At 51.1% G+C, this 12,645-nt stretch carries 11 protein-coding genes; 9 read left to right on the top strand and 2 right to left on the bottom strand.

Going from position 1 to position 12,645, the window contains the following annotated elements; genetic code table 11:
• From tolA to INT22_RS14140, 5 genes are all read left to right on the top strand, one after another.
• On the top strand, window positions 1-396 hold a 396-nt coding region (tolA, locus tag INT22_RS14160; protein ID WP_193068432.1), incomplete at its 5' end, for a cell envelope integrity protein TolA.
• Window positions 396-1,688, top strand: coding sequence for a Tol-Pal system beta propeller repeat protein TolB (gene tolB, locus INT22_RS14155; protein ID WP_089038392.1), 1,293 nt, complete (start codon window positions 396-398; stop codon window positions 1,686-1,688). The genes tolA and tolB, both read left to right, overlap by 1 nt.
• A 46-nt stretch (window positions 1,689-1,734) precedes the next feature.
• The gene (pal, locus tag INT22_RS14150) at window positions 1,735-2,280 is read left to right on the top strand and encodes a peptidoglycan-associated lipoprotein Pal (RefSeq protein ID WP_193060451.1); all 546 of its coding nucleotides are present in this window, start codon (window positions 1,735-1,737) and stop codon (window positions 2,278-2,280) included.
• An 84-nt stretch (window positions 2,281-2,364) separates the two neighbouring features.
• The gene (gene ybgF, locus INT22_RS14145; protein ID WP_089038390.1) at window positions 2,365-3,153 is read left to right on the top strand and encodes a tol-pal system protein YbgF; all 789 of its coding nucleotides are present in this window, start codon (window positions 2,365-2,367) and stop codon (window positions 3,151-3,153) included.
• 33 nt (window positions 3,154-3,186) lie between these two features.
• On the top strand, window positions 3,187-3,948 hold the full coding sequence (locus INT22_RS14140) for a YciK family oxidoreductase (RefSeq protein ID WP_193060450.1): 762 nt from the start codon (window positions 3,187-3,189) through the stop codon (window positions 3,946-3,948).
• Window positions 3,949-4,024: 76 nt separating this feature from the next.
• Here INT22_RS14140 and INT22_RS14135 read toward each other — a convergent pair whose 3' ends face one another.
• Window positions 4,025-4,690, bottom strand: a complete 666-nt coding sequence (locus INT22_RS14135; RefSeq protein WP_193060449.1) for an HAD-IA family hydrolase — start codon at window positions 4,688-4,690, stop codon at window positions 4,025-4,027.
• Complete coding sequence (gene ubiG / locus INT22_RS14130) at window positions 4,691-5,434, bottom strand: bifunctional 2-polyprenyl-6-hydroxyphenol methylase/3-demethylubiquinol 3-O-methyltransferase UbiG (RefSeq protein WP_193060448.1); 744 nt, start codon at window positions 5,432-5,434, stop codon at window positions 4,691-4,693.
• 165 nt (window positions 5,435-5,599) lie between these two features.
• On the opposite strand from ubiG, the gene INT22_RS14125 reads away from it, so the two are divergent.
• From INT22_RS14125 to INT22_RS14110, 4 genes are all read left to right on the top strand, one after another.
• Entirely contained in the window at window positions 5,600-6,892 is a 1,293-nt protein-coding gene (locus INT22_RS14125) for a nucleotide sugar dehydrogenase (RefSeq protein ID WP_089038386.1), read from the top strand.
• A 9-nt stretch (window positions 6,893-6,901) separates the two neighbouring features.
• Window positions 6,902-7,750, top strand: a complete 849-nt coding sequence (locus tag INT22_RS14120) for a hypothetical protein (RefSeq protein WP_089038385.1) — start codon at window positions 6,902-6,904, stop codon at window positions 7,748-7,750.
• A 70-nt stretch (window positions 7,751-7,820) separates the two neighbouring features.
• Entirely contained in the window at window positions 7,821-9,674 is a 1,854-nt protein-coding gene (gene tamA, locus INT22_RS14115; protein ID WP_089040870.1) for an autotransporter assembly complex protein TamA, read from the top strand.
• A gap of 9 nt (window positions 9,675-9,683) precedes the next feature.
• The coding region (locus tag INT22_RS14110; protein ID WP_226912745.1) for a translocation/assembly module TamB domain-containing protein at window positions 9,684-12,645 on the top strand (2,962 nt) is incomplete at its 3' end.

Raw genomic sequence — 12,645 nt, 5'->3', positions numbered from 1 at the left:
GAAGCCGAGGCAGAAGCGCAGCGCCAACGGGAAGCCGAGGCGGCCATGCAGCGTCAGCTAGAGGGGGAAGCCCAAGCTGCTGCTAACGCACAGCAGGCGCAGCAAGCAGCGAATGGTTTTATTAATATTGTGCGTCGAGCGGTAGAGCAGGCATGGTTAATTCCAGCAGGTGCCAGTGACGCAATGAGTGCTACGATTCAAGTAAGGCTTGGCCCATCAGGAGAGGTACTTTTAACCACTATCGCCTCATCCAGCGGTGATAGTGCCTTTGATCGGTCTGCAATGCAGGCTGTTGAACACGCTGCTCCGTTCAGCGAGCTGAGGGATTTGCCCGCAGAGCAGCAGCGTAACTTACGTCAAATTAATCTGCGATTTACCCCGGGGGATGTTCGCTGATGCAAACCATAAGCAAAGTGTGGCTGTTTTGCGTACTGCTATTCGTTAGTAGTTATGCAACTGCAAATGCAAACCTGACTATCGAAATAACACGTGGGAGCGACCAGGCTTTACCGATTGGTATCGTTCCCTTTGCAGGCGGCGATAACATGCCTGAAGACGTGGCTCAAATCATCCAGGACGACCTTGAGCGCAGCGGTTTTTTTGCGCCCTTAGAACGCAGTGCCATGTTTGATAGGCCAAGCCAGGCGGATGACGTTGAGTTTGGCACTTGGCGTTCGCTTGATGTTCGATATTTGGTGGTAGGCCGAGCACAACAGACAAATAGTGGTTATCAGATTCAATTTGAGTTAATGGATATCAGTGGGCAGCGCCGTATGATTGGCGAAACGGTCACGGCAAATGTGAACGATTTGCGTGGTGCTGCTCACTATATGAGCGATCAAATTTTTGAAGAAATTACCGATATCCGGGGGGCTTTCTCAACTAAAATTGCTTATGTAACCGCTCAAGGGTTGGGCGATAACATGCAATTTGGTCTGTATGTGGCCGATGCGGATGGACGTAACAGTCAACAAGTGCTTACCTCCGACCAACCGATTATGTCACCTGCATGGTCTCCCGATGGCCGGAAGCTGGCATACGTATCCTTTGAAACAGAGCGTCCGGCTATCTATATTCAAGATGTTTCAACTGGGCAACGGATACAGGCAACTTCTTTCGACGGTATTAATGGTGCCCCTACATGGTCACCTGATGGCCGCAAAATCGCTATGTCGCTGTCCAAAGATGGACAACCAGAAATTTATATCCTAGACATCGGTAATCGCTCAGTAGAGCGTATAACTCAAAACAGTAGCATTGATACCGAACCAACTTGGGCGCCCGATGGACGTAGTTTGTTGTTTACCTCTGACCGTAGCGGTGGACCACAGATTTATGAATACTTGCTAGGTAGCGGTGAAGCAAATCGCATTACATTTACCGGTAACTACAATGCTCGCGCGCGCTATTCACCTGACGGAGAGCAAATCTTTTTAATTCACCGCTCCAACCGTGGATACCAAGTTGCGCGTCAGGAGCGTGATGGGGGACGTCTTGTTGTAATAAGCGAAACAACAAGAGATGAATCTCCTAGTGTTGCGCCGAACGGGACCATGGTAATCTTCGCTACCCAACAGGGTAGTAATGGGGTGTTAAGTGCCGTTTCAGCGGATGGCCGCTCGTCATTTAGATTACCCGCAGCGCAGGGTGATGTTCGCGATCCCGCGTGGTCACCTTTTTTAAATTGATTGACGAAAAGTTTACATTTTTTGTTTTCAGGCAAGGAGTCTGATTATGCAACTTAAACCGTTGGCTCGCTCATTAGCAGTAGCGCTATCTATCGTAGTAATCGCTGGCTGTTCCAGCACCGGCGGAACCCAGGATGGTGACTCTTATGGAAGCCAGGATGGCAGCGGCACAGGGACTAGCACCTCAGGTGTTGGCACTGGTGGCCAGTATGGCTCTACATCAGGTTCTGGCGCAGGCGCTGGTCAACAAGCCGATTCACGCATTCCAGAAGTCCGTACTATCTATTTTGACTTTGACCGCGACACTATCAAGGGCGATTACGAATCAGTCGTGATGGCTCATGCTCGCTATTTGCGTGCTAATCCCAGCGCCCAAGTTGTTCTGCATGGCCACACCGACGAGCGTGGCACTCGCGAATACAACATGGCCCTTGGTGAGCGTCGTGCCGGTGCTGTTAAGCGGTTCTTAAATATTCAAGGCGTGTCTCCCTCGCAAATGAGCGTCGTGAGCTATGGTGAAGAGCGTCCGGCTGCTAGCGGCCAAGGTGAAAGTGCCTACTCTCAAAACCGTCGCGTCGTCTTTAACTACTGATGGCATTGGCGTACCTAGGTGCTCAACATCAAGTACTCGCTATTAGGCGCTAGGTACGCTAACTAAGTAATGATTGGAGTCATCATGAATCACAGTCTCAAACGTTATTTTGAGAGGCTGTGCGGTGCGGGAGCCATTGTGCTCCCGCTGTCCGTATTGCCCTTGACAGCTTTTGGTCAACAGCCCCTCGTTCAAGACTTATCAAGCGGGTCTGGCTTTTATCAGCAAACTCAACGCCAGGAAGCATCTGGTGGTAACTTGGTACTCTTTAACCAAGTGCAAGAGCATCAGACAGAGATCCAGCAGCTACGTGGTCAAATTGAAGAGCTGCGACACCAGTTAGAGCAGCTTCGTCGGCAATCACAGCAGCAGTACCTGGATATTGAAGATCGTTTGATGAATAGCGGCCCTAGCCAAATTGAGCAATCGACGCCTGCAGTGGAGCCCGAGGCGGCAGAGCAAGTTGCCAACGCACCTTCTGCTCGGAACGTCAGTGAAGACGCTCAGGCTGATTACCAAGCAGCGTTTGCCCACGTTCAAGCACGTCAATTCGCAGATGCGATCAATGCGTTTAAAGCCTTTGTCACTGATCACCCCGACAGCAGTCTGACCTCTAACGGCTATTACTGGCTGGGAGAACTTTATGCTGCTGAAGGCGAACTTAGCGCTGCTGATGAATCATTTAGCCGTGTTATTGAGCAGTACAGCGGCAGCAGTAAAGTCCCCGATGCGCTTTATAAGCTAGGATTAGTAAAAGCACGGCAGGGCGAGGCTGAACGCAGTCGTGAACTGCTCGAACAAGTACGTGATGATTACCCGCAGAGTAGCGCGGCAGGGCTTGCCAATGACTTTTTACGTCAGTCTGCAGGATAACGTCTGTTTACATTTTTGTATCAAGGAAACCTCATGAGCTGCAAAATCGACTATCAACCTGCGTCCAATCTTTTGGAAAACCGCGTCGTGTTGGTAACCGGTGCGGGTGATGGAATTGGACGTGCGGCGGCACTTACCTACGCCCGCCATGGGGCAACTGTGATACTGCTTGGCCGCACGATAGCCAAGCTTGAGCGTGTCTACGATGAAATTGAAGCAGAAGACGGACCACAGCCGGCAATTTTTCCGCTCAACTTTGAGGGCGCAACGCTCAAAGACTTTCACGATATGGCTGAAACGCTGGACAAAGAGTTTGGCCGTTTAGATGGATTGCTACATAACGCTGGCTTGCTAGGCAGAATTACGCCTTTTGAGCAGTACAATCCAGAGCTGTGGGAACAAGTCATGCAGGTCAATATCAATGGGCCTATTTGGATGACCCAAGCGTTGCTACCACTGCTTCAGCAGTCAGCTGATGCTTCTGTGGTCTTCACCTCATCAAGCGTTGGACGAAAAGGCCGGGCCTACTGGGGGGCATATTCGGTTTCAAAGTTCGCCACTGAAGGTTTTGTGGAAGTGCTTGCTGACGAACTTGAAAACCAGTCTACTGTGCGGATCAATACGTTAAACCCAGGGGCAACACGTACCCAAATGCGCCGAACTGCTTATCCAGGTGAGGACCCGTTGACGCTGCGTACCCCTGAGGAAATTATGCCCACTTACTTATGGCTTATGGGGCCAGACAGCACGGGGGTTAGTGGCCAGAAGTTTGACGCTCAACCACCACGTGCATAAATGCATCTTGCCCATAGCTTTCTGACGTACCGCACCGCTTGTCGATGTTCTAGGCATTTTCATTCAATTAACGCTATCAATGAAAAGCAGCCAGAGCATCGACTAAGTCTTTACAGGTTTCAAACCATAAGTCAGCTGGCCACTGCTGATAATCGTCTTCCTCACTGATATACCCGTAGCCAACGGCGACAGCCGTCATTCCCGCCGCTTTTGCCGCCTCCATATCACGAATATGATCACCGACGTACCAACACGCTTGTGGCGCCACGTTAAGCCTGCGCGCAGCCTCCCAAAGAGGCTCCGGAGCGGGTTTTCTGACCGCTAGATCATCTGCACATAAAAGAGCCCCTGGCGTTAGCGCCAATGCATCTAACAGCGGAAGGGTATAGCGTCTTGGTTTGTTCGTTACGATTCCCCACGAGCGTGATGCTGAGTGCCAGCGGTCTAGCCATTGGTCAAGGGGTTCAAATAGCCGACTGTGAACAGCAACTGCTTGTTCATAATTATCTAACAAATACTGCCGCGCCGTATCGTGTTCAGTAGAACCACTTTCGATACCAATAGCCAAGGTTACTAAGGCACTGCCGCCGTTAGAAACCTGGCCTCGTATTTTCCCGTAGGGCAGTGGTGTCAGCCCATGATGCCGTCTCAATGCATTCGTTGCTTCAGCAAGATCAGGGGCAGTGTCAACAAGAGTTCCGTCTAAATCAAACAGTATGGCTTCAGGTATTGATGTTGACATTTATTGGCTCGCTTTCCGGCAATACATCATGTAATTGACCGATACATCGTTTGCGACCAAGCGGTAGTGACGAGTCAGTGGGTTATAGGTCAGCCCCGTTTGTTCGTTAATCTCAAGATCTGAGGCTCTCGCCCATGCGGCCATCTCAGAAGGGCGGATAAATTTTGCATAATCATGGGTGCCGCGCGGCAATAGTTTAAGCACATACTCAGCGCCTAAAATCGCAAAAGCATACGATTTGGGGGTGCGATTTAGGGTCGAGAAGAAAACATAACCCCCAGGGCGAACCAGCTCACTGCAAGCACGAATGACCGATGCAGGGTCAGGCACATGCTCAAGCATTTCCATGCAGGTTACGATGTCATAATGCCCTGGCTGCTCTGCTGCAAGCGCTTCAACGCTTATCAGTCGATAATCCACCGATGCACCGCTTTCTGTCGCATGTAGCCGGGCAACGCTAAGAGGCGCTTCTCCAAGATCAATGCCGGTAACACTAGCTCCTCGATGAGCCATTGATTCACTTAAAATCCCACCGCCACAGCCGACATCGAGCACCTTTTTACCGGCTAGGCCTGCACGCGCGTCAATAAAGTCAAGGCGTAAGGGATTGATAGCGTGCAGCGGCTTGAATTCCCCCTCTGCGTCCCACCAACGACTAGCAAGTGCTTCAAATTTCGCAACTTCCGCTGCGTCGACATTGTCGTGGTTGCGATGAGTAGTGCTATCCTGAGGTATCGCTTGCATGTTTTAACTCCCATTGTCGGTAAGTTGGCATGAAGGTGGCAACCAACTAGTCGTTCAGTATTATGTCATTCTAACCACTCCTGGAAAGGAACGCATGAAAAGGAACGCGACATGAATCTTAACCCCCTATTTTCGCGACTTTTATTTTCTCAGGGAGCGTGATGAATGCGAGTGTTACTCCACGGAAGTGAACTAAGTGCCGCTACCGCCGCCGCAGCATTAGCCTGGGTAGGCCATCAAGTTGAGTGGCTACTACACGAAAGCGCACCATGGCCACAGCTTTTAAAGGCGGACTGGCTGCGCAGTGAACCTGAGTTAATGACGCATATTGAACAAGCGTTAGCCAGTGAAACACTGAGAATTATTGAAGCGCCAGAGCAGGCTCACTCTCCTGATGTGGTCTGGTTGGCTCTGTCGCCCGATCAGCGCCAAGCGGCCAAGACACTGCTTGAAGCCCCTATATTTGAGCACCATAGTGGTGCTGTATTAATTAATAATTCAACATTTCCAGTAGGCGAAACAGAGCAGTTGCACGCGCTTATGGGGCCCCAGCACAGTAGCGTTGCCTTACCTGACACCCTGGAAGAAGGGCGGGCCTGGCTCTCCTTTACGCGTCCTTCACGCTGGCTGCTCGGTTGTGACGATGCAACCGGTGAACAGGTGGCGCGCGAGCTTTTACGTGCCTTTAATCGCCGCAATGATGTGTTCCAGCGTATGCCTTGTAGAGCGGCTGAGCTGACTAAGCTCGCTATAAACGGCATGCTGGCAACACGTATCAGCTACATGAACGAGATTGCAGGCCTTGCAGATACGCTCGGAGTTGACGTTGAACATGTACGCCAAGGTATGGGCGCTGATACCCGAATTGGCTATGAATATTTATACCCTGGCTGTGGCTTTGGTGGCCCCAATTTCTCTCGCGACCTAATGCGCTTAGCTGATGTTCAGTCAGCCAGTGGTCGTAATTCGGCATTGCTAGAGCAAGTAATGGACATCAATGAACAGAAAAAAGAGACGTTATTTAGGAAACTCTGGACGCTCTTCGAGGGCGATTTAGCCGGCAAAACGATTGCTATTTGGGGAGCCGCTTTTAAACCAGGAACCACTCGAATCGATCACGCGCCTGTGCTGACACTCCTTGCTGCCTTATGGGCGCAAGGCGTAAAGGTAAATCTTCATGATCCAGCGGCAACCCCCGCGCTGCTCAACGCGGTCGGTGACCGAAACGATCTAACTACATTCACCAGTGACCCATACTTGGCATGTGAAGGAGCTGACGCACTGATGCTGGTGACTGAGTGGAAAACTTATTGGAACCCTGACTGGCATCGTTTAGCCTCGTTATTGAGCGCTAAGTTGGTGCTGGATGGACGAAATATTTATGACCCAGCCTTCGTGGCTAGCTGTGGCTTACGGTATAGAGGAATCGGGCGTCGAGCAGATCCCACAACGCATTGAGGAAAAGTCATGCCCAACAGTACTGCATCTTCTCGCATTGTTCCCGATGTGGACCAAAGCTTGACCGCACAACACTTGCGTCATCGCAGGGGGCCCAAACTGTGGCCATTGTGGTTATTGATGATGCTTATTATCATTTCGCTGGGTGCCGCCGCGGTGGGCCTTTGGTATGAAAGAGAGCGCTTATTAGAAGAGGTCCATCGAGTAAGTGGAGAAGTCTCTAATCTTCATGCAAGACTCGACTCGGGTGACACGGACACGCAAGATGCGATAGCCTTTGTACAAGCACAGATGACAACGCTGTTCCAAGAACAGGAGCAATTAGCCGTTGCGGTGACACGTACCCGTGAGGAACTCTACGGTCTTTTGACGTCAAACGAAGAGCTCGTGAATGGTGATGCCCTAAGCAGCATTGCTGAGCGTATTAGTCAGTTGGAAGAACAAGCAGCGTTGCGTGACCAACAGCTTGCCGCTATACGCACATCACTTGACTCACTTGAGCAAGCGGGCATGTCTGGGCGGCAAAATCTAGCAGAAGAGGTAACTTACCTCGAAGAGATGCTGTCGCAGCGCCTATCTGCGACTACCAACCGACTCGATGATATTGCTAAGTTAGAAAACGAAAACAGCGAATTGGTAACAAATGTTACTGCATGGCAAGAAGAGGTCGATCAGCGTTTTACTGAGGTAAACTCAACCCTTGAAATGCTAAGCAGCACTGATACTTCAGCTACTCAAGAAGCGTTACAAGCGCTTGAACAGCAATGGGCGCAACGATTAAACACCTTAGAGAGTGATATCCGTCAAGTGCGGCAAGCCCAGCTGGCATTTAGTGCTCAGATGGAGATGCTCCGCTAGCAATTGTCACCAGCATAAAGCAATGGGTAATAAAGCCACCGAGTCGCTGATTTGGTTAGGGATGAACTGCATGGAAAGAATACGGCGATGGCCTACCGTTAAACAAGCGACTCGTGAGGTGGTTTTACCGCTTCTTGTAACGTGGTCAGCTCCCGTATGGGCACTTAACGCGTCAATCGATGGTGTCAGTAGTGAAGTAGAGGACAATATTGATGCCTATTTACAGAACATTGACGAAGATCAGTACACCGATATCCGTTTGGAAGGCGAAATACGTAAGCGTGCGCAAGAAGCCATGCGCGTTTTCGGCTACTACGAGCCTGACATTACGGTTGATGTTGATAGCTCACCTATCACACTTCGCATAGAACCCGGCTCGCCGGTCAAAATCGACGTGCTTTCTGTCAATATCAGCGGTGAAGCAAGCGATGACCCTCCGTTTCAGGAAGCACTCGATGCATTTCCCTTGAAGGAAGGCGATACACTACGGCATGCCCCATGGGATCGCCTACGCAACCAGTTTTCAGGCCTAGCACTTGAGCGTGGTTATTTCGACTGGGGGTTTACTGACCGCCGAATGGAAATAAGGCCATACCTTGAAAGCGCTCGTCTCTATATGGATTTCGACAGCGGCCCACGCTATCAATTTGGCAATACGACTATTTCAGGTAGTCATATCGAACCTGAGCGTTTGCTTCAAATGCAGACCTTTGAAGCAGGGGAGCCTTATCTAGCGGAATCGATAGCCCGCTATAATCAACGTTTAGCTGAGACAGAATGGTTCAGCTCTGTGACGGTACGACCACGCTTAGAGACAGCGCGGGAGCTGACCCTATCGCCGCCAACAGGAAGCTCACCGTGGTGGAATGAAGCAACGGCATCGCAGCCTCAACGTCCTAGGCTGTCCAGCGCAGCGCTTGTCAGCGCACTTAGTGTCACTCAGCGGGACGATACCAGTCTGCCTATTGACGTAAGTGTAGAGCCTGCCGATCGCCATCAATTTGAAGTCGGGATTGGCTTTGCAACTGACGTAGGGCCGCGCATGCGCTTTGGCTGGAAACAGCCATGGATTAACCGCTTTGGCCATAGCCTGGATCATGATCTGTATGTTTCAGCCCCCGACCAGCGCTTCACAGGGACTTACAATATCCCGTTAGAAGATCCGTTACGCGATAGCTATCGTCTGCAATATGGCGTGCGTAACCTGGATGATGGCGATACCCAATCGTTAGAGGGTACCGTGGAAATCGCTCGTCGATGGGAGTTTGAAAATCGCTGGGTACAAACACTTTACTTCCGTACGACCTATGAAGACTTCACCCAAGGGGGAGTCTCAGATGAAGTATTGCTGTTTTATCCAGGCATTCAGTGGTCCCGTACAAGAACGCGTCCTCAGCGGTTTCCGCTTTGGGGAGATAGGCAACAATTATCGCTCGAGTATTCAGACACGATATGGGGATCCGATGCCAAGTTCGCGCGTATGACGGGTGACACAGAATGGATTCGCACCATTGGCGATGATAATCGTTTTTCGGCAAGGCTAAGTATCGGCGCTATCGAAACAGATAATTTCGATAAACTGCCTCCTTCGTTACGCTTTTTTGCGGGCGGTGACCGAAGTGTCCGGGGTTACTCCTACGAAAGCCTATCTCCGCGAAATGAAGAAGGGCTGTTACGTGGCGGCCAGCAAATGCTGACCTCGACTCTAGAGTACCAGCGTCGCGTGACTGGCGACTGGTGGGGAGCAACTTTTGTCGATACTGGAGATGCCTTCGATAATTGGGGGCCAGAAGAGTTAAAGACGGGCGCAGGGGTTGGCGTACGCTGGATTTCCCCTGTGGGCCCTATCCGACTTGATGTAGCACACCCATTTGACGATGAAGACGATTGGCGCCTGCATTTTTCCATCGGACCGGAATTTTAGGAGAGCATTTTGGCTAAGGTTGCAAAAGCGGCATCTATCAAGCGTCAACCGCTCTCAGTTAAACATCGCATTGGGTTGTTTTTGTGGAGTCTTGTACGGTTAGTCATTGTGCTGCCACTCTGGCTATTTGGTCTGGTCGCTCTGCTGCTCGGCGTTGCGCTCTCCCCTTGGGGAACAGGTCAACTGTTTTCTCAAGGCGAGCAACGGGGCTTCTTTACGTATGAACACCAAGAAGGCGCACTGCTTGACCAGTTTGCATTGCGCGGTTTTCAACTATCGCTTGGTGAGACACGCATCAACGTCGACAGCCTTGAGCTGGCCTGGGCTGAAGATTGTGTGCTGTCAGGTAAGCTTTGCCTGGACAAACTTCATGTAGAAGGCGCAGATATACGTTTGGGCGAGAGCACTGAAGCGGAGCCAGACTCACCAGAATCTGATGGGATGCCTAGCATCCAACTGCCTTTTCCTATTGAACTACGTTCAGTTGAGTTCACTAACGTCCAACTGCAGCTAGCTGATGGAACTCGCGTCGGCTGGGAGTCGTTTTCAACCGCGATTACCGCGCAGCAACATCTTGTCAGTATCGCGCCCACCACGCTCATGCAGCCAACCGTGTACTTGCCTCCCACGGCAGGCACCCAACTGACAGAAGGTATCCAGACACCGTTACATGCATCTGCTATTGATGGTGCGGTTATGGTTACCCAACCGGTCATAGCAGAACCAGGTCAAGCGGTCGAAGCCTTAGCAGCACGGGAGCGAATTGAGCTACCTGAAATAATGCTGCCCATTGATATCGACTTAGCATCCTTCACCGTGACTGACGTCACTGTCAGCGGAGCCGTTGATTACCAAGTCGAACGATTAGCCGTGGTTGCGAGTGCCGAAGGCAGCCAAATAACGCTCCGCTCATTAGAGTTGCTCACGCCTGATGCCGAGGCGAACTTAACAGCCAACGCCACATTATCAGGCAGCTATCCGTTAGATGCTCGATTAACGACAACCTTGTTTTTACCCGAAATATTTCCTGAGCTAAGTGGCGAAGAGCTTGTTTTGGAACTGTCAGGATCCCTAGATGAGCTGACAGCCAGTTTAGGGGCAGCCGGTGTCGTTAATGCAACACTGGAGGCTCAAGTCGATGCGCTGGCACCGACGCTACCCTTCAATATACGACTGCAGAGTAACCGCCTACAGTGGCCCCTCACACAACCTAGTAGCGATGAGTCATCGGCAGAACCCTATGTTGTTGAAGATATAGACATCGTTGCTAGCGGCAGCTTGGAAGCCTACCAGACAACGCTTTCCTTAAACGCTCAAGGCCCGCAAGTGCCGGCCACCGATATTCGACTCAGTGGCAACGGAGATCTTTCATCGTTCCGCTGGACGCCGCTAACCCTAGCGATTAATGACAGTTCGCTGAGTAGTGAAGGGGAAGTGAATTGGGCTTCGTCACTACGGGTTGATACCACCATCCAACTGGATCAATTCGATCCATCGCTGTTTGTCGAACAGCTCAACGGCAATCTCAATGGTGATATTACCGCTAGTGTGCGTCAAACCGGCGACCTATGGGAAGTCAGCCTGCCAGTCCTCGATATTACTGGGGAGCTCCAGGAGTATCCCTTGGCGCTTCAAGCCTCTTTAGAGGCTAACAGTGCGCTTGAAGTAGATATCCAAGAACTACTTTTCACTCAGGGAGACAACCGATTAACGGCCTCTGGTCAAGTTAGTGAGCAAGCAATGTCGCTAGATACCGAGATTGCATTGCGCCAATTACAAACGCTGCATCCAGACTTAGCGGGGACATTAACAGGTAATATTCTGGCCAGAGGTAGCATTAGCCAACCTAAGGTGGAAGCCGAATTAACTGGCCGTGATTTGCAGTTTGCCGAAAACCGTATTGAAACGTTATCACTGACCAGCAATATCGAGGGAATCGAAGACCCAACGCTAGACATTAACCTTGGTTTGCAGCAAGTCAATGCAGGTGGGCAGGCATTTTCGAGTATTGCCCTTGAGCTTAACGGACGCCTATCTCAGCACGCACTCACTGTCAGTATCGACGGCCAAGCCGATAACATGCTAAGCCGTGCACTTGTAGCGCTAGATGGGCGTTTTGATCAACAAGCGCAGCAGTACCAGGGCCAACTAACACCGCTGGAAATCGACTCCGAGTTCGGCAATCTACGTTTAGAAGCCCCTCTTGATATTCGTTACAACCTAGCTAACGGCCAAGCGCAACTCTCACCTTTCTGTGTGCGTCGCGAAGAAGGAGGGCTTGTTTGTTCGCAAGAACAGATTGCCGCATCGGCCGACCAAGGGCGCGCGGTGTTGAGCATCAGAGAAGTGCCGATGGAAGCACTCGAGCCTTTATTGCCAGAAGAGTGGAGCTTTGAGGGTGATACGACAGCAGACATTGTTGCAGCTTGGCGCCAAGGCGGGGCTCAGTGGCAAGCCGATGTTCAGGTATTAAGTGAGTTAGCGATTACGGCAGTCAACGATTACGGCCAGCCCGTAGAGCTTCCTGTGATTAGTTTAAACACGCAGTTAGACGCCAGTCAGGCTCAAGCTGATGCCGATATTGTACTGTCGTTTGCAGATGCTGGTGAGCTGGCACTCGATCTCAGCATTAGTGATCCACTTGGTCGTGGTGGTCTTAGTGGCGAGCTAAGCGCCCAAGCGCTTTCTTTAGCACCTTACCGCCCGTTGGTGGTGGGCATGGATCGCTTAGAGGGCGACTTAAATGGCCGTATACAAATTGCAGGAACCACCAGTCAGCCCGATTTACAGGGGCAGCTTGCGCTTCGTAATCTAAGCGTTCATGGCCCAGATATTCCTATCGATATCAAAGATGGCGAGCTGGTCGTTGCGTTTGACGGCGAACAAGGGGACATAAATGGTTTTGTTGCTGCTGAACGTGGTCGCTTGAATATCGCTGGGGATGCTTACTCTCCTGCAGGCGACGACTGGC

Source organism: Halomonas sp. 3D7M (assembly GCF_014897885.1).
Taxonomy (GTDB): Bacteria; Pseudomonadota; Gammaproteobacteria; order Pseudomonadales; family Halomonadaceae; genus Vreelandella.
Note: the sequence above shows the minus strand (reverse complement) of the source record. Positions and strands in the feature narration are given on the sequence as shown.